At 31.4% G+C, this 25154-nt stretch carries 28 protein-coding genes; 7 read left to right on the top strand and 21 right to left on the bottom strand.

From position 1 onward, the window contains the following. The first annotated feature begins 5 nt into the window (after positions 1-5). On the top strand, positions 6-743 hold the full coding sequence (locus tag HUE87_RS07460; protein WP_194365573.1) for a hypothetical protein: 738 nt from the start codon (positions 6-8) through the stop codon (positions 741-743). A gap of 64 nt (positions 744-807) precedes the next feature. Here the strand turns inward: HUE87_RS07460 and HUE87_RS12815 are convergent, their stop codons facing one another. Next, positions 808-933: a hypothetical protein gene (locus HUE87_RS12815; RefSeq protein WP_268246165.1), complete on the bottom strand. Its 126-nt coding sequence runs from the start codon at positions 931-933 to the stop codon at positions 808-810. Positions 934-980: 47 nt separating this feature from the next. Between HUE87_RS12815 and HUE87_RS12700 the strand changes: the two genes are divergently transcribed. Then, entirely contained in the window at positions 981-1148 is a 168-nt protein-coding gene (locus tag HUE87_RS12700) for a hypothetical protein (protein WP_229855084.1), read from the top strand. A 205-nt stretch (positions 1149-1353) separates the two neighbouring features. On the opposite strand, the gene HUE87_RS07450 is transcribed toward HUE87_RS12700, so the two are convergent. From HUE87_RS07450 to HUE87_RS07410, 9 genes are all read right to left on the bottom strand, one after another. Then, entirely contained in the window at positions 1354-1644 is a 291-nt protein-coding gene (locus HUE87_RS07450; RefSeq protein WP_194365571.1) for a J domain-containing protein, read from the bottom strand. Next, on the bottom strand, positions 1645-2943 hold the full coding sequence (locus HUE87_RS07445) for a M16 family metallopeptidase (protein WP_229855083.1): 1299 nt from the start codon (positions 2941-2943) through the stop codon (positions 1645-1647). It lies immediately after the preceding gene. Beyond that, positions 2940-3998, bottom strand: a complete 1059-nt coding sequence (locus HUE87_RS07440; protein ID WP_194365570.1) for a quinone-dependent dihydroorotate dehydrogenase — start codon at positions 3996-3998, stop codon at positions 2940-2942. Before HUE87_RS07440 ends, HUE87_RS07445 begins: the two co-directional genes overlap by 4 nt. Before the next feature lie 96 nt (positions 3999-4094). Continuing rightward, positions 4095-4673 carry an HAD-IB family hydrolase gene (locus HUE87_RS07435; RefSeq protein ID WP_194365569.1) on the bottom strand — a complete coding sequence of 193 codons (579 nt, stop codon included), beginning with the start codon at positions 4671-4673 and terminating at the stop codon, positions 4095-4097. Beyond that, positions 4674-6164: an ArnT family glycosyltransferase gene (locus HUE87_RS07430; protein WP_194365568.1), complete on the bottom strand. Its 1491-nt coding sequence runs from the start codon at positions 6162-6164 to the stop codon at positions 4674-4676. Then, positions 6161-6892 carry an SDR family oxidoreductase gene (locus tag HUE87_RS07425; RefSeq protein WP_194365567.1) on the bottom strand — a complete coding sequence of 244 codons (732 nt, stop codon included), beginning with the start codon at positions 6890-6892 and terminating at the stop codon, positions 6161-6163. The genes HUE87_RS07430 and HUE87_RS07425 overlap by 4 nt, the downstream gene beginning before the upstream one ends. Next, positions 6889-8181, bottom strand: coding sequence for an FAD-binding oxidoreductase (locus tag HUE87_RS07420; RefSeq protein WP_229855082.1), 1293 nt, complete (start codon positions 8179-8181; stop codon positions 6889-6891). Before HUE87_RS07420 ends, HUE87_RS07425 begins: the two co-directional genes overlap by 4 nt. Before the next feature lie 3 nt (positions 8182-8184). Beyond that, on the bottom strand, positions 8185-8574 hold the full coding sequence (locus HUE87_RS07415) for a GtrA family protein (RefSeq protein WP_194365566.1): 390 nt from the start codon (positions 8572-8574) through the stop codon (positions 8185-8187). Beyond that, a complete protein-coding gene (locus HUE87_RS07410) occupies positions 8571-9437 on the bottom strand; it encodes a UbiA prenyltransferase family protein (protein ID WP_229855081.1) in 867 nt (288 codons plus the stop codon). The genes HUE87_RS07415 and HUE87_RS07410 overlap by 4 nt, the downstream gene beginning before the upstream one ends. A gap of 83 nt (positions 9438-9520) precedes the next feature. Between HUE87_RS07410 and HUE87_RS07405 the strand changes: the two genes are divergently transcribed. Next, positions 9521-10081 (top strand): DJ-1 family glyoxalase III, encoded by a 561-nt coding sequence (locus tag HUE87_RS07405; RefSeq protein ID WP_194365565.1) that lies wholly within the window; start codon positions 9521-9523, stop codon positions 10079-10081. Between the two features lie 93 nt (positions 10082-10174). Beyond that, positions 10175-10906, top strand: coding sequence for a cytochrome c3 family protein (locus tag HUE87_RS07400; protein WP_194365564.1), 732 nt, complete (start codon positions 10175-10177; stop codon positions 10904-10906). A gap of 89 nt (positions 10907-10995) precedes the next feature. Here the strand turns inward: HUE87_RS07400 and HUE87_RS07395 are convergent, their stop codons facing one another. Together HUE87_RS07395 and HUE87_RS07390 are read right to left on the bottom strand one after the other, a co-directional pair. Further along, positions 10996-11613 carry a cytochrome c3 family protein gene (locus HUE87_RS07395; RefSeq protein WP_194365563.1) on the bottom strand — a complete coding sequence of 206 codons (618 nt, stop codon included), beginning with the start codon at positions 11611-11613 and terminating at the stop codon, positions 10996-10998. 55 nt (positions 11614-11668) lie between these two features. Then, entirely contained in the window at positions 11669-12589 is a 921-nt protein-coding gene (locus HUE87_RS07390; protein WP_194365562.1) for a class I SAM-dependent methyltransferase, read from the bottom strand. A 130-nt stretch (positions 12590-12719) separates the two neighbouring features. Here HUE87_RS07390 and HUE87_RS07385 point away from each other — a divergent pair, with 130 nt between their 5' ends. Next, positions 12720-13073, top strand: coding sequence for a hypothetical protein (locus HUE87_RS07385; protein ID WP_194365561.1), 354 nt, complete (start codon positions 12720-12722; stop codon positions 13071-13073). A gap of 86 nt (positions 13074-13159) precedes the next feature. Here HUE87_RS07385 and HUE87_RS07380 read toward each other — a convergent pair whose 3' ends face one another. From HUE87_RS07380 to HUE87_RS07345, 8 genes are all read right to left on the bottom strand, one after another. After that, on the bottom strand, positions 13160-13345 hold the full coding sequence (locus HUE87_RS07380) for a class I SAM-dependent methyltransferase (protein WP_194365560.1): 186 nt from the start codon (positions 13343-13345) through the stop codon (positions 13160-13162). 61 nt (positions 13346-13406) lie between these two features. Then, entirely contained in the window at positions 13407-13892 is a 486-nt protein-coding gene (locus HUE87_RS07375) for a ribonuclease HI (RefSeq protein ID WP_229855273.1), read from the bottom strand. Between the two features lie 28 nt (positions 13893-13920). Further along, complete coding sequence (cysS, locus tag HUE87_RS07370; RefSeq protein WP_194365559.1) at positions 13921-15321, bottom strand: cysteine--tRNA ligase; 1401 nt, start codon at positions 15319-15321, stop codon at positions 13921-13923. Positions 15322-15808: 487 nt separating this feature from the next. Beyond that, positions 15809-16294 (bottom strand): hypothetical protein, encoded by a 486-nt coding sequence (locus HUE87_RS07365; RefSeq protein WP_194365558.1) that lies wholly within the window; start codon positions 16292-16294, stop codon positions 15809-15811. Positions 16295-16297: 3 nt separating this feature from the next. Then, on the bottom strand, positions 16298-16618 hold the full coding sequence (locus HUE87_RS07360; protein WP_194365557.1) for a hypothetical protein: 321 nt from the start codon (positions 16616-16618) through the stop codon (positions 16298-16300). Positions 16619-16681: 63 nt separating this feature from the next. After that, positions 16682-19840, bottom strand: coding sequence for a hypothetical protein (locus HUE87_RS07355; RefSeq protein WP_194365556.1), 3159 nt, complete (start codon positions 19838-19840; stop codon positions 16682-16684). Then, positions 19837-20007, bottom strand: a complete 171-nt coding sequence (locus HUE87_RS07350) for a hypothetical protein (protein WP_194365555.1) — start codon at positions 20005-20007, stop codon at positions 19837-19839. The genes HUE87_RS07355 and HUE87_RS07350 overlap by 4 nt, the downstream gene beginning before the upstream one ends. Before the next feature lie 88 nt (positions 20008-20095). After that, positions 20096-20434, bottom strand: coding sequence for a DUF3465 domain-containing protein (locus HUE87_RS07345; RefSeq protein WP_194365554.1), 339 nt, complete (start codon positions 20432-20434; stop codon positions 20096-20098). Positions 20435-20723: 289 nt separating this feature from the next. Here HUE87_RS07345 and HUE87_RS07340 point away from each other — a divergent pair, with 289 nt between their 5' ends. Next, complete coding sequence (locus tag HUE87_RS07340) at positions 20724-21692, top strand: integron integrase (RefSeq protein ID WP_194365553.1); 969 nt, start codon at positions 20724-20726, stop codon at positions 21690-21692. 6 nt (positions 21693-21698) lie between these two features. Here HUE87_RS07340 and murJ read toward each other — a convergent pair whose 3' ends face one another. Further along, positions 21699-23105: a murein biosynthesis integral membrane protein MurJ gene (gene murJ, locus HUE87_RS07335; protein ID WP_194365552.1), complete on the bottom strand. Its 1407-nt coding sequence runs from the start codon at positions 23103-23105 to the stop codon at positions 21699-21701. 103 nt (positions 23106-23208) lie between these two features. Here murJ and HUE87_RS07330 point away from each other — a divergent pair, with 103 nt between their 5' ends. Next, complete coding sequence (locus tag HUE87_RS07330; RefSeq protein ID WP_194365551.1) at positions 23209-25125, top strand: flagellar assembly protein A; 1917 nt, start codon at positions 23209-23211, stop codon at positions 25123-25125. Positions 25126-25154: the final 29 nt, after the last annotated feature.

The raw sequence follows: 25154 nt of genomic DNA, 5'->3' as shown, positions 1-25154 counted from the left end.
TTAATATGAAAAAAATTATTATAAATAAAAAATTTTATGGAAATATTGAACTTCCTAAAACAAGAAGTGCATATAAGCATTTTGTATCAATAGTACGTGCTTTTTCTTCTAATGAAGAGATAACTCTGAAAACTATGTATTCACCCAATAAACTAAAGAGTTTTAACAGCTATCAAAGAGGAGGGTGCTCTGACGAACTTTTAGAACTTGATATGTTTATAGAGCTATCATCCCTTTTAAGATTTAGTGCCGAAACCGCAGTAAAACTTAAAAATCAAATAGAATTTATAAATGACAATGCTTATGTAAATTTAAATATTTCCAATAGCTTGATACTTTTTAATAAAAAAGTTCCTGTAAAAACAAGGAAAGCTTATCTTTTTTGGGACATAGAAAATTTTTCAAATATTTCCCCTATGTTTTCTCATATTGTTGAGCCTTTTGAAATAGAAGATAAAAATATATACATATCATGTAATCCAGACTCTTTGTATCTGTTTAAGGCTGAGTGGGAGGCGGATTTATACGATTTTGGTAAAACTCTAAACTCTTTTAATTTTACAAAGTGTGACCATGGTAAAAATGTAGCAGATGGAATCTTGCTTAAAAATTTTGAAGATTTAAAAGCAGTTAATGCAGATATTTATATTATTACTTATGATATAGAATTAAAAGAGAGGTTCAGGGAGTCTTGTAGCAAGAGTAATAATCTATACGTCCTACAAAGAAAGATTTTAAATTAGATTTCGCGGACACACAAGTTTCCGTGCGCCTCGCTTAAATTAAATAATTTTATTATTTAGGTTATTAGCGGTTTCGACCGCCGCCCATTCCGCCGCCTTGTCCCATTCCATTACCAGGCCCCATTCCATTTCCCATTGAAGCTGGCTCATCTGGAATTGTTACACCACGTTTCTTTGCCCGAACTTTCATTCGTTCATGGTTTTCATTACGAATCTGTTCTCTCTCCTGGGCATTTTTTGCATTACGCATTTTGTTGCGCATTTCAGCTCTCTCTTGCTCGGTCATCAACTGACTACCATACATTTGTGTTTGATCACGCGTCTGAAGTTGATCGCGGGTTTGAAGCTGATCTTCAGCAGACAGAGAGAAGCCTGGAGATAAACATAGCGCAGCTGCCAATATAGATAGTATTAGTGGTTTCTTAAACATAATAAACTCCTTATAAATAGGGCTGTTAAATTTGACGCATCCCATTCCAGCCTAGTCCATGAGTACGTCTAACAAATCGTTAGAAGGTATTATATAATTTATAACCTTAAATAACTAAAATAGTTTTATTATGATTTTGAAGATGCTATTGTTTCTAAGTTAGGTAAGTAAATAGTATGGTTAAGTATTTTTTGGTTTGTGAAGCCACTCTGTATCACCTACAGAAAAAGGGTGCTGGTTTCCAAATTCTTCTTTTGTAAATCTAAATTTAAAACTATCCACATACTTGCTCAAAATCTTATATGCTTCATTTATTTCTTGAAACTTTTCAGTAGAACCATTATTCATGTCTGGATGATATTCACGAGATAGTTTTAAATATCTTTTTTTTATATCATCTTTTGTTTCAACACCAATAAGTCCTAATATTTCTACGGCTTGATTAAATTCTGAAAAAGTTACACAGAACAATTACTTACCTTTTTTCAAAATCAGTGTTGTGGATTTGTCAAAATTAAAATATTTTTTTGCAATATTTTGAACATTTTTAACAGTTATTTTTTCTATATTTTCTTCATATGTTAGCAGTGGTGTTAAGTCTCCACGAACTAAGTAGCTTCCAAAAAGGTTTGCCACAGAAGTTGAACTTTCAAGTGAGTAGATAAAATCAGCTTTTGAATTAATTTTAACTTTCTCTATCTCTTTTTTTTGTACTTTTTCATTTTTAATAAGCTCAATCTGCTCTATAAGCTCTTTTTCTACATCTTCAGCTTTTACTCCAGGGTTGCAAGATGTTAAAAATATAAAAAGACCTGGATCAATATTTTCCATATTGTAGGCATATATACTGTTTACAAGGCGTTTTTTATCTATTAACTCTTTATATAGTCTTGAGCTTTTACCTGAAAATAGAATCTCTGAAATAACACTCAGAGTAACTTGGTCTTCACTTTTAAAGTCAGGGATATGAAAAGTTATAGCTAACATCTCCACTTCGCTGTCTCTATGTATAGTGATTCTTTTTGGACCGTCTTGTTCGGGCTCTACAAATTTGAATTCAGGAATTTTTGCTTTATTCTTGATGTCTCCAAACTCTTTCTTTGCACGTTTGAATACTTCTTTTGCATCTACATCACCAGTTACCATTAAAATTGCATTGTTTGGTTGGTAGTAAGTTTTATGAAAATCTTTTATATCATTAATCGTCCAAGTTTGTATGTCATTCATAAAACCAATTGGTGTCCAGTGGTATGGGTGGTAAGTGTAGGCGTTATTAAACATTGCAAAATATAAATACCCAAGAGGAGAATTCTCTGTTCTCCATCGTCTCTCTTCTGCTACAACATCACGCTCAGGTTGGAACTCACTATCTTTTAGGTTAAGGTTTTGCATTAGTTCTGCATAAAGCTCTAAAGATTTGCCTAAATTGTCTGTACTTGATTTTATATAGTAGTGAGTGTAGTCAAAACTAGTTGATGCATTATTTACACCACCTACACCTTTTACCTCTTTGTCAAATTGACCAGCTGGAAGGTTTTTTGTAGATTTAAAGTTCATATGCTCTAGCATATGAGCAATACCAGTCTTACCCATAACTTCATTTCTGCTTCCAACTTTGTAGAAGATATCAGTGCTTATAACATTAGTTGAATTTTCTAATGGAATAACAACAATTTGCAACCCGTTTTTTAGAGTTTTCGTTTCGTACTTAGGTAGTGATGATGCCATAATAGTTCCTAAAATTAGTGTGAGTGCTAAGAAAAGTTTCATTTTCTATCTGCACCTATTGCTTCAGTGATATTAGAATATCCATCAGCTTTTATTAGCTCAGTAAGCTCAATGTTTATATTTTTTATCATGTCCGGACCGTGAAACACAAGACCGCTTAGTATTTGAACAAGAGAAGCTCCGGCTTTTATACGTTTATATGCTTCTTTTGCGGAGTCAATCCCACCGACGGAGATAAGTACCGTTTTTCCATAAAGCTCTTTTGCAATAGCTTCAAATATTTCAAAACTTTTTTTCTTTAAAACTGCTCCACTAAGCCCACCTTTATCATAAGGAGATTTTACAAGCGAGTAGTCGATTGTAGTGTTGGTAGCAATTATGCCATCAGCACCTTTTTCTACTGCCATTTTTGTAAGTGCAACTGCATCTTCAACTGACATATCGGGTGCAATTTTTAGCAAAATTGGCTTATCTGTAATAGCTTTTGCCTCAGAGAAAAGTTTTGTAATAAACTCTTCATTTTGCAAGTCACGAAGACCTGGGGTGTTGGGTGAAGAGATATTGATTACTAAATAATCTCCTAGCTCATGAAGTGCTTTAATAAGAGTTGTATAGTCATTTATAGCTTCGCTCTCAGATGTGAGTTTATTTTTACCAATGTTAACACCTATTGGAGTTGTAAAAGGAAAACGCTCTTTTAGTCTTTTTTGAGCTTTTAGCAGACCTTCGTTGTTGAAACCCATAGCATTTTGGATAGTTTCTTCTTCTATGTGTCTCCACATTCTGGGCTTAGGATTTCCCTCTTGCGGCTTTGGAGTAAGAGTTCCAATTTCTGTGAAACCAAAACCTAATATCTGCATACCACGAATCATAGTTGCATTTTTATCAAATCCCGCACCGAGTCCGACAGGGTTTAAAAAAGTACGTCCAAAAAGTTCTTGAGACAAAACATCATTGGTAATGAAATGTGATTCCAAAAAGGAGTTAAAAGGAATTTGGCAAAGATTAGGGAGCCTAAGCACTGTCTCTGCTATGTGGTGGGCATTCTCAGGTTGAAGTTTAAATAGCCAAGGTTTTATGCTTTGATAGTTTATCATTTAAGTTTTTCTCTACCTTTTTTAAGTTGATTGATTATACTAAAAAAAGGTTAAGAATTTGATTAGCTTCCATATTTAATGATAACCTAAAAGATATTAGTACAAAATAGCCTTGTCAGCAAGAGCGAGCATCTGCGTGTCTCCAGAACTGTCACCATAAGCATAGACAGTCTCATAATCTTCTACATGTAGAAGTTCTCTAATACGGTTTTCTTTCTCTATTCCATGGCAGTTTTTAGTTAAAAACCTGCCTGTGAATTTTTTGTTTTTAAACTCAAGCTGTGTTGAGAGAAGTTCGATGTTGTTTTTATCGCACCAAGGTTGTATCCAGCACTGGACTGAAGCTGATACAATTACAACTCTGTCTCCATTAGCCTGATGGTTTTTAAGTATTTCTAGTCTCTCTTTTCTAATAATAGTATCTATTTTTTTAAGTGAGAATTTTGTGGCTAGCTCTTTGAAAACTTCTTCATCTATTTCATCGTAAAACAGTTTAAAAAGCTTCTGTTTTGCTATGTCATTTCTCATAAGTTTTAGTTGCCAAAGAATAAAGTATGGTGTAAATTTGAGCATGTTAATGATGTACTTCTCTCGTGATACACTATATTTTAAAAACTCTCCAAGTGAGTCTTTTGAAGTTAGCGTTCCGTCAAAATCAAATAGTGCCAGTGTCATTTACATACTCTCATCATTTTTAAAATATCTATCTTTAAAGTAGCACTCTCCAATAGGGAGCCAATCCGGAATATTATAAAATCTTTCATTTTGAAAATCTAAGTAGTTTGCCTTGTACTCTTCATAGTTAAACTCTCTGCATGTAGCCATATAAAAGTTTGCATTTTTAATCTCTTTTTTCTCGATAGTGTAAGATTTACAAACTTGTTTTAGCTGATTTTCATCAATTGGTTTTTTCTTAAAAAGAGTTATATCTTTGTTTGACAAAGTTCTTACATCCAGTAGTTTATCATCAAAACGTCCATATTTTGATCCGCTAAATAGTACCGTAACATCTTTTTCACAGGAGTAGGAGAGAACTGATGCAGTTGAGTAGCTGTATGTGAAAATTTGCCCATCACTTAGTTTGTCAATCTCTATACAAATCTCTTCAGGCTGTGTATACATAAGTATATCTGAGTATTTTTTATGATTTTCTAGCATTGAAGTTGGAATTAGTAAAACAGTTGTAAATACTGCTACATGTATAAATGTAAAAACAGCATTATATTTGAATAGTTTATTAAGGTGTTTGTCATCTAAAAAAGTAAACAGCAAAAATATATATGGTACAAAAATCAAGAACCAGTGTAGTCCTATTTCATTTTTTAATGAGACTACGAAGAATACAAAAAAGCCAAGGGTTAATATGATAACTAGTAGTTTTAACAGTTTTGTATTTTCAAATTTTGCTTTAAATAAAAAGTATAATCCCCATGGGGAGAGAACGTACAAAATTAGTGCAAAATAGCCAATTACTGTACCTATATTATAACTATTCTCTTGTGTTCTGGCAAAGAAGTTAAATATTATATTGTTCCAGCAACTATTGTAGTTAAAGTACAGATTCTCAGCAATAAATAGCAAAATAACAAAAGTAACTACCAACACATTTTTAATGGCTTTTGATTTGTACACGTAGAGTGAAAAAACAAGTAAAGAGAGCATTAAAAATACAGCAAAATATTTACTCAAAAATGAAGAACCCAAAAATATACCAGCAAGAAGAGCATACCTAAACCACTCTTTTCTCTCTAAAGAATATAGCAAAAAGAGAGTTCCAAGTGAGCTGAAAAAGAGCAGGGTAATATCGTTTGTCATTAGTGCTAGTAGCAAGTCTATTGGTGATGCCAAAAAGATAAGAGCAACCAAAAGGGCCTTCGCATTGTTAACTCTATAGAGTAGGGCTATTTTATAGATAACGAAAGCTGCTATAAAGGTGGTGACAACTGCAAAAAGTCTAAAAAATACATAGCTATCATTAACAAAACTCATTAGGTATATAATCCAGCCAACCATAGGAGGATGGTCATAATAACCCATGCTTAGGTTTTGTCCCCATTTGATAAAGTATGCTTCATCACCAGTAAGTGGCAAAAATGATAGGATTAAAATCTTAAAGAAAAAGATTGCATAGAGGGTCTTAAGCTCTTTGTTATAGTACTCTCTCATATGCTCATTTTCTTAAACATGAACTCTGGAATATGTTTAATAATCAGCATTACAAGTACCCATATAGATTTGGTATATAGTACATTTCTACCTTTTTGCTGAGCATTGTAGATATCATTTGCTACATCTTGTGGTTCAGCAGTTAGTTTTTCTGGAAGGTCTAGGTTCTCAGTCATTTTAGTGTTTACAAAACCTGGTTTAACCGTAAGTACATTCACACCGCTCTCGTAAAGTCTGTTTCTTAAACCGCCTAAATAAGTTGTAAAAGCAGCTTTAGAACTTCCGTAAATGTAGTTGGCTTTTCTACCTCTGTCACCTGCAACAGAACTAACACCAACTATAAAACCTCTGCGTTCACGTTCAAAATCATTAGCGATGATATTTAAAATACTGACTGCTCCTGTATAATTAACATTTATAGTTTGCAGAGATTCATTCCAATCTTTTTGAGCAAGTTTTTGTTCAACCATATAACCAGAGACTACTATAGCTCCAAGAGGTTTTTCTCCAAGTTCTGAGTAGAAGTTTTCATGAGTTTCATAAGCTGTTATGTCAAACTCTTTTAGTTCTACATGTACGCCTGAACGAACCTCGATATCTTGTTTTAAGTCTTCAAGTGAAGAGCTCTCTCTTGCTGCTAAGTAAAGGTTGTAGCCATTTTTTGCATAAGTCCTAGCAACCTCTTTTGCAATGTCACTTTTTGCGCCAATTATTAAAACATAACTCATATTTCTACCCTTTTTGATTGTAATGAATTGAATTTACTATCCATATTGTTCTCTTTTCTAAACTCTCTAAACTTGTCTATTTGAGGGTAACCCTGTTCAAAAGTCTCTTTGCTTACTCTTACGTCTTTTGTCAGGTAGATTCTACCGCTGTACTTAACTACAATCTCATCAAGTTTGTCCAATAACTCAAAAAGACCATCTTCAATCTTAAAATCAAGTGCCAATGAATAGCCTTCTATTGGGAAAGAGAGGTAGTTTTTGTTCTCTTTTCCATACAGTTTTAAAACTGCTAAAAAAGAGCCTTTGCCAGAGGCAGAAATCTCGCCAAGAATCTCTTGAAGTCCTTCAAAACTGTTCTCTTTTGGCAGGATAAACTGATACTGGGTAAAACCATTCTTTCCGTAAATTCTATTCCAGTTTCCTATAGCATCTAAAGGATAAAAAAATGTATCTATATCAACTTTTTGTTTTGAGATTCCATCTGGTGCTTTTGCGTAGTAGAGCCAGTTAAAAGCTTTTACGCTTAGAGTATTTAGAGCAAATGATGGGAAGTTAAAAGGTATGCTTAACTTCTTTTTGCTTTTATATTCTAAGTTGCCATCATCTGCAAAGTCTCCAACCATCAGTAGACATTTACCAATGTTTTCATCTTTAGCTAAGCAGTCTATCCAGGCTACAGAATAAGGAAGTTGTTTATTGTTCTCAAAAGCTTCAAATGTCTCTTTTAAATTTTTAGTTTTTATGGTTGTCTGGTTTATGAACTTGGAGTTGATTTTTTTTAGAGATACTTTTGCTTCTAGTATTACACCAGTTAGTCCCATACCGCCACATGTAGCTAGAAAAAGCCCATCACCTTTTTTTACCGCTTTGATAGTCCCGTCTTCAAGCATGATGCTAAACTCTTCAACACACTCACTAAAACAGCCCTCTATATGATGGTTTTTTCCGTGAACATCACTGGCAATAGCTCCGCCAACTGTTATAAGTTTAGTCCCTGGTGTTACTTTTAAAAACCAGCCACGAGGGACGAAAGAGTCAAGTATTTCACTAAGAAGTACTCCAGCTTGACATGTAAGAATACCGGTATTTTCATCAAAGTTTAAAAAATTGTTATACGGCTTTACATAAACTATATGTTCATTTATAGCACTGTCGCCATAGCTTCTGCCATTTCCAAATGGTATACACTCATTTGTATTTGACATGTACTCAGATAGAGATGCTCTGTCTCTTAGAGAAAATTTTTGATTTTTGATTTTTGGGTACATTCCCCAACTTATTAAACTCACAACTTACCCCTTAAACACAAATTTTTTATCTAAAAAATATTTCACAACATACCCTATACTAAGACCAATTACTGCACCAATATATTTGGCGTTTTGGCTTTCATACATGTAGTCAAACCCAATCTCAAAACCCCAGAAGATAAAGGTTGTAAAAACTCCCATAAGAGAGTATAAAAGAAATTTTCTACCATCATCCTTTTTACTCTTGGGCGTATGAAAAAATATGTATTTTTTGTCCAATATATATTTTAAAATAAGACCTGCTAAAGTACCAAAAAACATAGCTACATAGAGTGATAAAAAACCATCGTAGATAATAAAACTAAAATACTGAAACAGTATATTCACTACGGTTGATACTAGAGCAAACAGAACATATCTAATAATAATCATATAAGTTTAGTAATACCTATAAAGCTCAGTAGCCAAAATATAATTGTAAGTTTTAAAAATCTATCTCTTATGACTACTTTTGTTGGACTTCCGCTATCTTGTTCAACAAAGGTTATCTGCATATATCTCAAAACTCCCAGTATTACAAAAAATGAAGTTATATAAAGATAGTTTGTGTCGAGTCTTAGTATAACCTCTGGCGATATTGTGTACTGTATATAACTAACTACGACAACTCCTGCCATTAGTACCATTGCAGCGTTTACAAACTCTAAATTGTATCCATCTATGTTTTTTCTTGTCTCTTGCCCTAGAAGTGAGAGAAGTACATCATCTCTTCTTTTTGCCAAGGCTAAAAATATTGCCAGCAGGAATGTCATAATTATTATCCACATAGAGAGCTCAATACCTGTAACTGCTGAACCTGCAAAAAGCCTTAAAACAAAACCTGTTGCGATAATGAATATATCTAAAATTGCAATATGTTTTAGTTTTATAGAATAGAGAATATTTAGAATAAAATAGACGAGCAGTACGATGAATAGTTGGGTATAAAAAACAAATGATATTGTGAGTGAAAATATAGACAATAGTAAAATAAGTAATTTACCTGTTCTTACAGAGACTTTGCCAGATGCCAAAGGACGATTTTTTTTAATCGGATGACCCCTGTCTTCTTCTACGTCCATAAGGTCGTTAAAGATGTAGATACTGCTCGCAAGTATAGAAAACAGAATAAATGCCACAAAAGTGTTTAAATTATTATCAGCATTTAAATATGAAAAAGAGAAAAGTAAAGGCATAAAGATAAATAAATTTTTTATATATTGATGGACTCTAAATAGTGTAAATATATCACTCAAAAACGAAATCCTTGAACTAATTTAAAGTAGATTATAACATTAAAAGTATAGAATTTGTATAAATGAACATATATGGAGATATTATGATAAAAGTTTTGGTGCCATTAGCTAGAGGATTTGAAGAGATAGAAGCAGTCAGTATTATTGATGTTTTGAGACGAGCAGAAATAGAGGTATTAGTGGCTTCTTTAAATGATGATAATGCAGTAAAAGGTGCAAATGGCATCTCAATTATAAGTGATATAAATATAAATGATGTAGTTGTAGATGAACTTGAAATGATAGTTTTACCAGGTGGAGTTGAGGGAACTTTTGCTCTAGCAGAGGATGAAAATGTACAAAGAATATTAAAAGAGATGGATTCTAAAGGTAAAAATATTGGAGCAATTTGTGCAGCGCCTTTTGCTCTTAGTGAAGCTGGAGTATTGAAAGACAAATACACATGTTACCCATCTTTTGAGAATCATATAAAGCAGGGTGAATATTTAGGAGATAAAATGATGGTTGTAGAGTGTGAAAATGTTATTACTTCTCGTGGACCCGCTACTGCCATATGTTTTGCACTTGAAATAGTTAAAAAGTTAAAAGGCGAAAAGACATATTCTCTGATAAAGAGTGGACTTTTAGCCGACTTTTGTAAATAATAAAAAATATTAGTAAGATTAAGAAAATATAAATAAATAAAGTGATAAAATCGTCACAAGAAAAATTAAGTTTAAATAATAAGGATGAACTATATGAAAAAAGGTATTAGCGGTATTGCATTAGGTTTACTAATTGCTTTAGCACCAAATATGTTAAGTGCGGCAGGTCCACATGATGGGATAACTTGTTTAGGTTGTCATAGTACTCACTTTGCTGTAGATGATAAGTTATTTGCTGTAAAAAATACAAAAATGAAAAACCCTCTAAATAGAGAGAGTTTTGATAAGTTAACTGCGAAAAACTGTCTAGGTTGTCATGAGCTAACTCAATTTGGTGGAGCGGGAATTAGACCAGTTCACATGCATACTACTCACCCTATCGGTATGGTTCCAAATCCAAAAATCGCAAGTGTGCCAAAAAACTTGCTTAAAAATGGAATGCTTGACTGTATCAGTTGTCATGAAGCACATCCATCAAACAAAAACTTTATGTACTTAAGAGTAAACACTAATGCTGATGGAGGCAATATTCAAAAGCTTTGTGCTGTTTGTCATGATGCTAAAGTAGATTATGATTCTGCTGGTATTAAAAAACTTAGCGATATAAGAATATTTAGTGCTATGGATCAAGAAAAGGGTTCTGGATTCTTCTTAAGAGATGATGTTGTTATTCAAAATCCAACAAAAAGCTATATCAAGCCTTTAGGTAAACTACAAGAAAATGATATTATGCCAAATTACCAAAATCAACCTGATTGGGTTTATGCTCCAACAGTTAATCCTTTAGATGATTTTAAAGATACAGCAAAACCAAAGAAAAAATAGTACTACATGTAAAGAAAAGTAGATATTATCTACTTTTCTTTAGCTTCTTCAAAACTTCATATAAATTACTTTAAAAACAATAAACTTCATTATCTATTGTGACAGCTAAGGCAAAGTGCACTGCCTTTGTTCTTGTGTCTAAGGTATTTATCTGGGTTTTGCTTGTGAGTATTGTGACAACTTATACACTGGATTGTTCCATCTACTAAAAGGTCTTCAATGGTGTCGGCATTATCCCAGCCGTAAATTTTTGTATTTATATTTTTTAATACTGCAACACCTTCAATATATTTTACTGCAACAGGATGACCATTAACTAAACTTCTGTTTTGGGAGAGATTGTCTAGATTTAGTTCTGTTATATCAATTTCTTCATCATTTATGTTTTTAGTATAGCTACTTGTTGGATAATACCCACCTGATCCAGGTAAGTTGATTGGCCTACTTGCGGCATTAACCCCATCGTGGCAGCTTAGACACTTTAGTGACACTTTATTTGGTGGAGTTGACTTTGAGATAGTATCTGTTTTAATGAATGTTTTAGTTAGTGTATCGTATGCAGCACCATATATTGAAAAATGAGTATCTATCGGATGTTCGCACCAGGGAGTCTTTATCTCATCACTGTCAGCATAAAGCAAATTAGGATAACTGATTAAAGATAAAAGTGATGTTGATGCAATTAAGAGTAAAGAAAAACTTTTCATAAACATTCCTTAACATTTTAAGTTGTTATTTGTTTATAAAACTATAGCTTGTTTTTTATAAAACTTCTCTTATGAAAACTAAATTTTTTAAAGACCTATCCTCATTATCACTTGCAAACTCTTTTACATTTTCAAGCCGCTCTACAAATTTAAAACATGGAGAAAGCTCTTTTATAAGCTCTATAATAAAATTTTCGTCTAAGTCAGGGGAGTTAAGACAAGCTAAAAGGGTACAGTTGTCTGATGCTATCTGTGGTAGTTTTTTGATAATCTTCTCATAATCTTTTGTAGCCTCAAAGCTCCCTTTTTGAAAGGTTGGCGGGTCTATAATAATCAAATCATAAGGACCTTTTTTCTTGATTCGTGAGAAAGATTTTAAGATGTTATATGGCAAAAAAGCAACACCTTTGGTATCTAGCTCATTTAGGTGATGATTTTCTCGCCCTGTGGTTAATGCACTTTTGCTCATGTCAATGTTTGAAACACTTCTAGCACCGCCGAGTTTTGCCGCAACACTAAAAGCACATGTGTATGAGAAGAGGTTTAAGACACTTTTATCTTTTGCATTTACTCTTACAAACTCTCTACCGTTTTTCATATCAGCAAAATATCCGCTGTTTTGGTTTGAGAGAAGATTTAGTTTTATCTTCATCCCGTTTTCTACTACATGTAGATTATCTTGAAGCTCTCCCACCACAACTTCACTAGGACTTCCTTTTATGTATCTTCGCTGAATAACCAAAGTTTTGTGTCTACATGTAGATATAAAATCTTTGAACATCTCAACCAATTCAGCCTCTAATTCAGGCTCCATTTCAAAGTAAAGAGCAACACTCAAAATCTCATCTATTGAGTCAACAGTTAAGTGCTTCCAACCCTCATAAAGTTCGCCACGACCATGAAAAAGCCTTTTAAATTCAGTTGATAAATCTTTTGAGTTTTCTTTCAGAAGTGCTTGTATATCGTTTATATTCAAAATTATTCTCTATCTTATATATTTATTTAAAATAATATCAAATATTACATCAAGTTAAACTTTTTATAAGATAATTAAGATAAATTTGCGTTGGAATATTAATTGCTTAAATTAAACAAAGGATAACAAAATGAAAAACTTCTCTGAATATACAATATTTGAAAATATTGAAATGCAAACAAAAAAAGCGTTGATGGAAACTATAAATGGTTTGAGTGATAATTTAGTTATTTCTCATATTATGGGTACATATAAGTCTTACACTGGTAAACCTATAACATTTCAAGATATATTGAATCAAGTTGATGATATATTATATGGTGATAATGGTGGGGAAGCATCTCTAGCAACACTTCAATGTGCTGAAAATTTTAAAAGAAATTTTTCAAGTGCCTATTTAGATATTCAAAAAAATAATATAGAATACTCAGCAGGTTTATTGGAGCAAAACAAATCAGTAACTGATGTTGCTTTTTTGGCATAAAGTAGACTAAAGCAAGTCTACTTTATATAATTATACTTTTTCGCAAAAAGTACCATTTGGTGTATCCATAATGCTTACACCTAAGGCTAAAATCTAATCACGAAGTTTGTTAGAACTCTCAAAGTCTTTTTCTTTTTTAGCTTCATCCCGTTTTCTACTACATGTAGATTATCTTGAAGCTCTCCAACTACAACTTCGCTTGGACTCCCTTTAATATATCTTCGCTGAATAACCAAAGTTTTGTGTCTACATGTAGATATGAAATCTTCCAACCCTCATAAAGTTCGCCACGACCATGAAAAAGCCTTTTTAAATCCAATGCTAATATGTGTTTTATATATGTGCAGTTATATTAGAATAATTTCTAAGAGCAACTCGAGAAGCTTTGTCAACAAGGGTAAAGATATTGTCTATACTGTTTTTTACACTACTTTTTTTATGCCCTTTTACTTTAACAAATTCACATCTCAATAAATCAGTAAACTTATAAAACTCAATATAGAGCTCACGGTTTTTTATCTGCTTGTTATTCTTTGATATGTAGTTGTTCTTTTCAAAACGCTCTCGTCTATTTTTTAGACCTATAATATTCTGACAATCTGTATATATTGTAATCTCATGAAGCTCCGGAGTTATTTCGCTTAGTGCCCAGAGTAAAGTTTCTAGCTCTAGTTTAGTTGAAGAGGTATTTTCAAATTTTTTAGTTTTGACACCTCTGTTATGCAAATCTGATAATAATTCATCCTCTTGCAGAAGTAAATATGCCCCAAATCCAACATTTGTTTGTGGGTTTACGCTTGCATCTGTAAAAAGAAAAATTTTACTTTTAGTATGAGTGCTTATGGGGTTACACCTTTTCCCAAAAAGTCCCTTGTGGTGTATCCATTATAGTTACACCAAAGGCTAAAATCTCATCACGAAGTTTGTCGGAAGTTGCGAAATCTTTAATTTTTTTAGCCTCATCTCTTGATGCAATCAACACATCGATTTTTGCTTTTGTCTCTTCATCGACTCCAAACTGAAAGTACTCAAAAGGATTTTTAACACCAAAGCCTAAAATAGTTTCAATGTAGGCTAGATTAGAGATTGTCTCACGCTTAAGCTCTTTATGTTTACCGGCAGTGTCTAAAGTCTCGTTTGCATTTGAAATCATCTCATCAATAAGAGCCAAGGCACTCGATACATTCATATCATCGCTCAGTACATGTAAGAGTTCATTTTGAAAAGGTGTCTTATCACTATTTTCTGCCAAGCCGAAAAGGCGTTTTTTAAGTCTGTAAATCTTATCTAGTCTCTTTTTAGAAGATGCTAAATCTTCGGTGTTAAAGTTGAAGTTGCTTCTATAGTGAGTGCTTAAAAGATAAAATCTTAAAACTTCTCCGTCATAAATTTTTAGAGCATCTTTTAAAAAGAAGCTGTTTCCCAAAGACTTAGACATTTTTTCACCATCTATATTTACAAAACCGTTATGCATCCAGTAGTTTGCAAGTGCATGGTTAGTCCCGCATCTAGTTTGTGCCGCTTCATTCTCATGATGTGGAAAAAGGAGGTCAGCCCCTCCACCGTGAATATCTACGGCAAACTCACTGTTTGGACGTGCAAGATATTTTTCTATCATAGCTGAACACTCCAAGTGCCAACCTGGGCGACCTGCACCAAAAGGGGAAGGAAAGGTAATAGTGTTGTCTTTTACGCTTTTCCATAAAGCAAAATCAGCAGGATTTTTTTTGGCAGATGAACTCTCAACCCTTTGTTGCTTTTCATCTTCTTCTTGAACTCTTGAAGAGAGTTTGAGATACTCGCTGTCACTAGCAGTATCAAAGTAAACATCACCTTCGGCAGTTGTGTATGCGTGGTTTTTCTCTATGAGCTTTTGTATAAGCTCTATCATAACCTCTAATGACTCTGTAGCTTTTGGTTCAATCGTTGGACGTGATACACCGATAGCTTCCATCTCTTTATGAAAAGCATCTGTATAAAAGTCTGTAATCTCTTTTATATCTTTGTTTTGCTCTGCTGCTTTTTTAATTATCTTGTCATCTATATCAGTGATATTTCTCGCGTAAGTCACATCGTAACCATTGGCACTCAGCACACGTGTTAACAGGTCAAAAACCAAAGCAGATTTTGCATGTCCTAGGTGAGCATCGTCGTAAACAGTCGGTCCACAAACATAAAGTGAGACCTTTGCATCCTCTAGCGGAGTAAACTCTCGTTTTGTTTTTTGAACTGAATCGTAAATATACATGTAGGTATTTTCCTTTTTAAAAACTTCTTATTTTGTTTCTTAAAGCACTATGTTTGGCAACTTATTCTTTGCAACTTTTATAAAAGTTTTATTTTAAGATTTCAAGTTTTTTATCTATTTTTTCTTTGGTAAGCAAATCGGAATGTATACCGAGATTTGTCGCTTTTTGCTTTGTATAAGGATTGTGTAGTGCTGTCATTTGTATCTTTTGTGTGTATAAAATATGTGCATTATTATAGCACACTAGATAGCAATTACTATTAAGCTAGGGTGAATATTTTTTTCTTTAAACAGTAAAAGTGGAGATTCATTCTCAGGGGTGTAGTTTAAACAATAAAAATAAAACTCAAAAAACATTATAGATATTGATAATAATATTAAAAAAAATAATGTATTTTTCATATTTTTCCCTGTTTTATTTTATACATAACGTTTGTCGTGAGCGAATAGTTGTCCCTCAGGGTAAACTATTCGCTCCTCGTGCTTGTTAGGAGTTTTCTAGCTCAACTAATTTTTGTGCAATATCAAAAACTTCAGTATCTAAAGCAAAAGTTTCACGCATTCCATCAGCTGTCATGGAACTCCATATTATTTCTCTCTGAATTAAAGTTTCAACTGCTGGTGCTGATATGCCTAAACTATTTATATGTGAATAAGTAAGTGAGGTTCCACCAGCAGTTACAAAAGCTTGAATTACTTCTTTTTCACCATTACTTAATCTATGATAAGCATCTTCAACTGATTTCATATGCTTTTTTTGCATTGAAGAAAAATTGATTTTTTCATTAAGACTTGTAGAAATTATTCTAACAATTGGAAAAGTTATAATTGATGAAAAAGCAGCAATAACCCAATCGTTAATTATTAAATAAATTACTAAACCTATTATTCCAGATACTGAAGTAGCAATACTTCTACCAAAATCAGTTTCAGAATAGACTCTATCAGCCCATTTGTCAATTTTGTTATACATTTACTAAACTATCCATGCATATGTATTAATCACGATTGCTATTAAGCCTGTTACAGGCAAGGCTTTATAGAAAAATGTCATTGTTGAATGATTTATTAATATACCGGCAATTAATGAAATACCTATAAAACCTACGATTGGTATCCACCATGAAAGATTTAGAAACCCAAAAACAACAATTGCAAAAGTTGAAATCATTGAACCAAAATTTATTATAACTACAAATGGATTTGTAGGTTGAATACCACTTCTTGCGAATACTGTTCCCGCACGAGCTGCTAACATTCCAAAAAATAATGCTGATAAAAATAAAACTAAACTCATTATATTAATTCCTTTGTATAACGTTTGACTTCAGTGACGCACTGCGTTCACTGCTAGGCTTTGTTAGACATTTTGTATCTTAATTTCAATTAAACTAAAAATCTTTTCTATGTTTTTATCAAAATCAGTTTTGATTGGTGGGACTGTTTTTGGATATAAAACTTTAAATTTATTTCTATAATACTGTTTTATCTTGTCTAAAAATCCATAGTTATTTGCTATTTTAATAAGTTCTTTTTCTTCATCTATTAAGTTTGAAACATCATGCTTTTTCATAAAATCTAGTAATCCATCTACATAGTTTTCATTTAAAACATATTTATATTTTTTCATATGTAAATCAATAATTAGACCTCTATAGGTGTCACGTTTTAATGTTCCTGCTAATAGTGCTATAGAGTTACTAATAAAAACTTTGTTGTATTTCATAGTATCGAACAACATATCAAAAACATTATTTTCGGATATTATTTGATAATTATGATTAATACAATATGCTAAAGCTTTGTATTCTTGACCACCGATATGTGGTGCTAACATAGAATAAGTTTTTTTGATTGGTAAATTTTCAGAAGTATCATCAATAATTTCACATACTAAAATTGCATTTATTATTTTAAATATTGAAGCTTTAAATGTTTCAGCTTGTTTAATGCTATCATCAGTAACAGGAATAAATTTATGACTTTCTTCATCCAAATATGTAAAATCTTGTGGCATATTTGTATAGTCAACTTTTTGTGAATAATCCTTTAACCAATTAACTAAAGTTTGCTGTATCACGATGTCTTCTCTTTTTAATACAACTTCTAATTGATTTATTTCATTTAAAAAAATAATTGATGATAGTGTTAATATTTTCTTTCTCTCTTTTGGTAAATAATTTATATGTAAGCTATTAAGATTTATAGTTTTGTTATTTAAAATATATGGTATTAAAGTAAAATAATTTTTATAATCATGTGCTAAAGCATATAAACCAATATGTATTTCATCACTATATCTTTGAAATAAATCTTTTGTATAATTAGTTCGTTGATTCATAAAATCAAAAAGTTCATGTAACGGGTCTTCACTATCTTTATCAAGTTTCATTTCAATCATATTTGGATTCTCACATCTAAAGGCAAAAGGTCCAACCAGCCTATGAAAAAGTGATTCTTTTTTACATGTATTATCTTGTATTTTTAAAAAATAGTCATTATCATCAACTAGATGTAGTCCAAAATTATTTTTATTTTCTTCTAAAATTGTGAAATTATTTTGAAAATATGTTTTACTGTCTTGTACTAGGCACAAATTTGCATCGTATAAAAACATATCATTGTAGTTAGATAATACTCCAAATGATGTTTGTGTGAATATATTTGATAGCATTACCTGTATGGAATTATCTAGATTTTTTATATCTAGATTTAATAATTCCTGATTTAGTATGGGTAAAATTTGCCTTGTATCTTTTAAAATATGAATAGCATACATCAATAAAAAGATTAAATCTTCAAGTTTCAAATGTTCTCTTTTTGCAATCAGCAAATTAAATATTTCTATTTGTTTAGAGTTTTCAATGATTTTGTGAGACATATTAAAATGATCCCATATAACTTTTAATAAAGCAAACATGGCTTCTTGATTATCATTTTTTTTGCTTTCTAAATAGTAATAATTAAATGCTTTATCAGGTTTGTCATGTTTTAAATAAATATTTCCAATTATTGCACTGTAATAATCTTGATTTTGAATATTACTTATGAAATATTCAAAATCTTTGAAGTATAAGTTTTCATCTTTTTCACATATTTTTAAAGTTTCAAAAATGATACTACTAAATATGTCTTGTTTATTTAATGCTAAATCTAGATATTCTCTTCTTCTATCAAGTTTTTTTAATAATTTTATTACATCTAAAATTCTAGCTTGAAAAGTATTATCATTTAAGCTAAATTCTATAAGCTTATCAATATCTTTATTTGATATTTCAGCATGAGTATAGTGAGCTGTTTCGATAAAAGCTAATAGAGTATCTATATCGTTGTATTTATGCTCTTCTAAATATTTTATGAGATCAGTTGCAATTTCATTATGTAATAAGATTTGCCCCTTTACATAAGCATAGGGGATAAAAGTATGTTTAAATAAATACTCCGTCTTGGTTTGAAGAAATTTTGTAATTTCTTCAATATTATTATCTGAACTATTTAAAATCAAAGAAGAATAAACTAATAAATCATTAAGTTCTTGCTTCTTTAAAATATATTCTTGAATTTTATTATGTTCATATTCAACTTCATTAACACCAGAATATTGGATATAGTGTTTTATAGATAAAAAGTTTTCATATTTTTTATAAAATTCATTATATTCATCTTTGAAACCAAGATATACAAGTATATGAATATAATTTTCTATTACTATTTTCATATAATCAACATTAAAATATTTTTCATTTTCCAAAACAATATCTAAAGATTTTTTGTAGTCTTCAACACTAAACAGTAGCTCCCTATTTGGTATTTTATTTTGTATATTACTATTTAATAAATAAGTGGCATAAAATCCTTTGATTTGTAATTTGTCAAGAAAACTCAATTCTTTTGTTTCTAATGCTTCTCTGTAGTATTTATCTGCATTGTTAAAAATATTTATGTCATTGTTATTATATTCATACAAATTAGAATATATGTGTCCACCAATTAACAATAATTTATCTCGATATTGTGTATTTATTATCTCTTTCTCAAATACTTCTTTCGCTCTTGGAACATCTCCGCTATTCAAATAAAATACAATATCAAAATGTCCTTGCGGTTTGCTGTTTGGAGTTTCGAGTCTTAATTGTTTTGAAAATTCAAAAAACTCTTTATTTTTATTAAATGCCATTAAAGTTAATTTAAATTCTTTGAACTTAATTTCAATAAAATCTTTATATTTTGTTTCAATGAGTTCAATAACTTCTCTAAACTCATCAATCTTTCTAAATTGCATTAAATAACTTGCTTTTAAAACTAGCAGTTGATATTTCACTGATTTTAAAGACTCATTGCTATTATCAGTAATTAATGAGTCTAAATCATCTATTGCTTGTTTAAAGTTACCATCAAAAAAATCTTTTTCTATCCTTCTAATTGATACATCAATTTTTGGATTAATTGAAATATTATTAGTTTGAGTGTTATTGCCAAATTGAATAAGATTTTTTATACTATTAAACATTTGAATCATTGGCTACTGTTATTGTCTTGCTTTGTATCACCAAATGTAAAAAATGACCAAAATTTATTTTTTTGATTATTATTTTTTGTAGTAATTTTACAAATTCCAAAACCAGCAATAAAACTAAATATTAATCCAACTATACTAGCCCAACTTCCTAAATCTGATAATGGCACTTTACTTCTCCTTTGTATGTTTAACGTTTGTCGTGAGCAATAGTTTCGCCGTAGGGGAAACTATTGCGCTCCTCGTACTTGTTATATGTTACTGGTACTTCTTACCATTATATTCTAGCCAACCGGCAGTGTGACGTTTTTGTGGATCATGATGTGTCCAATGTACAACACCACCTTTTGAATTATTTTCATATTCACCACAAAACTTTATGAGCCCACCTTTTTGAAGTGAATATATTTTTGGTGCTAAGTCAATATTATGTGCAATTAACAATGTTCTTCCAGATGGCTCTTTTATTATAAATCTTTGATGGCGACTACCTTTATTATCATCACTGAGTAATCTAATCACTGTTCCTGAACCACACATTTGTGTGCCAGCAAATATCTCAATACTAATAAGTAGTAATAACAGTAATTTTTTCATTTAAACTCCAATTCTATTTTCATATAACTATTTATTCAATGAACATATTATCATAAAAACATCCAATCAGATAAATAACTAACACTATATATGTGTGTTAATAAATTAAATATAGTTAAAAATATGACAATTTGTCATAATGTTGCTCTAAAAGATAAAAAACACATATAATCCTTAAACAATAGATGATCTATTAATGCTTTAAAAGCAAATAACAGAACATTTTGTATGTTATTTAGAAAATAACCCATTAAAAGAACATAATGTTACTTAAGTGAAAGGATTGATAATGAGTTTGAAAAAGAAACTTCTTGATATTGTTCGTGACAAAATTAGGTTTAAACATTACAGTATTTCAACGGAAAGAACCTATGTATATTGGATAAAGTGTTATATATTTTTTCATAACAAAAAGCATCCTATAGAGATGGGTAAGTTTGAGATTGAGCAATACCTTACAAGTCTAGCAGTTAAAAATAAAGTTTCGCCTACAACTCAAAATCAAGCTTTTTCTGCATTACTATTTTTATATAAAGAAGTATTAGGTGTAGATATGAGTGAGTGGAACATACAAGCATTAAGAGCACAAGAGAGAAAACATATACCAGTAGTTTTGACCCGTGAAGAGGTTGATAAGGTTATTGGAAATATAAATGGCATATATAACCTTTTAGTCTCCTTGATGTATGGATGCGGTCTACGAATGAGTGAAGTTTTAAATTTAAGACTAAAAGATATAGATTTTGGATTTGATAAAATTTATGTTTGGGATTCTAAAAGCCTGAAAGATAGGTCTGTTCCATTACCAAATAAATTAAAACAAAAGCTGATTATGCAAGTTGAACTAGCTACAGATATACATAAAAAAGATTTAGCAGATGGATATGGAAGTGTGTACATGCCATTTGCTTTAGAAAAGAAAGCTCCAAGTGCTAAGTATGAAACAAAATGGCAGTTTCTATTTCCCATGAACAAACTTTCAAAAGATCCAAGAAGTGAAACTATTAGAAGGCATCATATTCATCCTGCTACCTTAGGTAGAAATATAAAACAAGCTTCAAATAAGGCAAACATAAATAAAAGAGTAACTTCTCATATATTTAGACACTCTTACGCAACGCATCTTTTGCAAGCAGGGATAGACTTAAGAAGTATACAGGAACTTTTAGGACACAAGAGTGTTGAAACTACCATGATATACACACATGTAGTTTCTGAAATGAATAAAGCTAAGGTAATTAGCCCTTTAGATTTTTAAATATTCCTACATGTAGATTTGAATAAAGTCTTTAAAAAGTAAAAGTAATGAAGTGAAAATCACAGAACCAACCACAAGATAGATGGCATTTTTACTGCGAAGTATGTCAAAAAAGTTTTTTATACCAAATGCTTTTATAGTAAGTATAAAACCTACAAACCCGCTAATAGTTCCTGCAAGAGCTAAACCACTTGCTCCCATTGGAGATATAAGTGTCAGAGCAAATAGTATATATGAAGCAAGGGAGAATGTTGCTATTTTAGCAGCACGCATCTGTTGCTGTTTTGCGTATAACCATAATAAGAATAGTTTTTGAAGACCATAAGGTACAAGACCTATCATATACATCTTAAGTACGGTTGTAGTACTTGCTGTGTCCAGTGCGCTGAATGAACCTCTCTCAAAAAGAAGCCAAGTTATTTCGTGAGAGAGTACAATCCCTCCAATAGTACTGGCGGTTAGAAGAAATGTTAAAAACCAAAAAGCTTTTTGCAAAAACTCTAAAGCTTTGGTCTCATCTTTATTTTTAATATATCTAGCAACTCTTGGAAAAAGAGCTATAGAAGTTGCAATAGCAAAGAGAGCTAGTGGGAGTTGAAAGATGCGGTTTGCATAGTAGAGATAACTAATTGAACCAGTCATTAAAAATGAGGCTAAAAAGGTATCTAAAAATGCACTGACTTGAGGAGTTGAATTTCCCCAAATCGCAGGAAAAAACTGTTTTTTAAATTTTCTAGTCTCATTTTTGATTTTTATTGACTTAGTTTTTAAATATTTAAAGCCGCCAAATGTAAGTTTGTAAAGTCCCAACCTTTGTATTGCAATCATATGTACAAGCAGCTGTAAAATTCCGCCAATAACAACACCAAAACTAAGGTAGTAAACTATCTCTGCTTGACTTTTATCTTGTGAAAAATATAGAGCTAAAATGAGTGAAATATTAAGTAGTGCTGTAGAGAAAGCCGTGGTTGCAAAGTGGTGCTTATATTGAAGCAGAGTACTTAAAAAAGTAACTGAAAATATAAGCGGTAGATACCAAAAATTTATAGCAACATACGGAGATGCTATCTCTACTGTTTTATCATCAAAACCAATGGCTATTGCTTGTGTTGCAAGACTTGGAAGAAGATTTACAAGTAGAGTAATAACTAATATAATTGATAAGAAAATTACAAATATATTTGCTACGAAAACAGACTTGTGTTTAGAACGGGCATAGGCTGGAATAAAGACTTGTGTAAATGCACCCTCTGCAAAAATTCGTCGAAAAAGATTGGGTAGTTTAAAGGCTATAAAAAATATATCGCTGTAAACATTTGCACCAAGAGTTGATGCCGTAAGTAAATCTCTAAAAAATCCTAAAATTCTTGAGATTAATATTCCAAAACTATTGGTGAAAATTGCTTTAAACATGGGCTTCTTTAGAGATTAATTATAACTTTTACGAAAGTTTAACAAATATTTGATTAAAATGTAGAGTTTAATTTTTAAAAATTTAATTTTGGATAATGAAAATATGGGATTATTTGGATCAAGCAAAGAAGAATCTACAATATCAAAAAAAATTCGTCCAACAGTTATAAGAACAGAAAATGTTGCTAAAGAGTTGGTTGAGTTAGCAACTAAAAATAATATAAATACTTCTAGTTTAGATTTTACTATATTGGAAGTTCAAACATATAAAAGAACTTGTAAAGCTGAACAGGCTAAAGAAGAAGTTGAGTGGGAAGAGATTTATAAAGATGAAATATATAAATTAGACGATGTTACTTCAATATTAAATCCTGAATTTCAAATAAAACAAGTGTATGAAATAGAGATATTTTCAAAAGATAGCGATAACGACATGTTTAGAGATTTTCACGCAGCAGTGGGTGCAAATGCTACAAAATGTAAAGTGTTTTTAAGTATAAAAGAGGGTTCAAAAGTTAATTCAAGCCCTGAATTCGAAGAGGATTTTTTAAACTATATAAATAAAAGTAAAGTTCGTGCCGGAATACTTATAAATATTTTTGATGAGATGCTTGATGAAGTAGTATCAAAAATATCTGCTTTGGCAAAAGTAGACGAAAGTTTAAATTATGAAAAAAATGAAAATATTCTTATTTCTGAAGCATATGAGCCAATGCAGACAATAGATGATGATTTAATACTCCATTTTGAGCATAAGAAAGAAGCTGGAGAGAACGACCGTGTTGATCACTCTAGCAGAGGTTTTATTAAAAGTGTTCTAAAAGATGACATTTTAATTGAGTATATTAAAGCAAAAAAAGGAAAGGCCGGTCGGAATTGCCGTGGTGAGTTTATGGAGCCAAGAGAGCCAGAAATCACTCAAGAACCGACATTTACTGTTGATGAAACAATAAAAATGGTAGACAAACCTGATAATATTCAATATATAGCTAAAGAGAATGGATATATCTCCTTAGATGGGACAGTGTATACAATAAAATCAGAGATGGATGTAGAGTCTATTGATTTTAAAACAACTGGTTCAATTACATCTGGCTTGGATTCTGATGTTACTTTGAGTGTAAAAGAGAATGATGCTCAAAAAGATGCTATTGGAAATGGTATGAGTGTTGAAGTTAGTGAGATAGATATAAATGGTAATGTTGGGCCAAATGCTAAAGTTCATGCCAGAAGAGCCACTGTGCAAGGGCAAACGCACGGTAGTTCAGAGATAAGAGCAGATGATTTAACTATAAATGTGCACAAGGGTTTGGCTATTGGTGATAAAATTAAAATAACACGACTCGAACATGGGACAGCAATAGGAAAAGAAATTGAAGTAGAACAGGCTATGGGAGGAGATATCAGGGCTAAAGATATAAAAATAGGTCTCTGCACCTCTCATGTAGAAGCTACAGCTTCGCGACTTATAGAAATTAGTAAACTTCAAGGTAGTGAGAATATTTTTACTATTGATCCTCTTTTGCAAAAAGAAAAGAGATCTGGACTAAATGAAAATCAGGTTGAAATTTCCGAACTTCAAATAAGTATTAGAGATATAACTAAAGAGGTAGATAAATATAAAAAACTTATTAAGGATAATACGGTTGCGTATAATGATGTTAAAAAAAAGTTAATACACTATAAAAAGAATGGTATAAAAATGCCGGCAGCATTTATAAATAAATACAAACAGTTTCAAAAAATGCAAGAACATTTGGAATCAATAAAAGAAGAGAAAAATGTTAAAGACAGTAAATTATCTCTTTTATCAACACAAACTGCAACTTTTCAGGATAATATTCTTGATGCAAGGATTATAAACCGTGATAGATGGGTTGGACATAATGAGTTGGTTTTTAAACTTGTTGATCCACCTATAGAGCTTAGATTTAACCCACTAGAGGGCTCTGATAGTGAAGTGTTTGCTTTAGTGGAAAACTCAGATGGACAGTATGAAATAAGGGCAATTATAGAGTGAAAATTAAATTTATATGCAAGTTGAAATAA

The sequence above is a fragment of the Candidatus Sulfurimonas marisnigri genome, assembly GCF_015265475.1.
GTDB classification, from domain to species: Bacteria; Campylobacterota; Campylobacteria; order Campylobacterales; family Sulfurimonadaceae; genus Sulfurimonas; species Sulfurimonas marisnigri.
The sequence above is the reverse complement of the archived record's forward strand: the minus strand, read 5'-3'. Positions and strand labels throughout refer to the sequence as shown.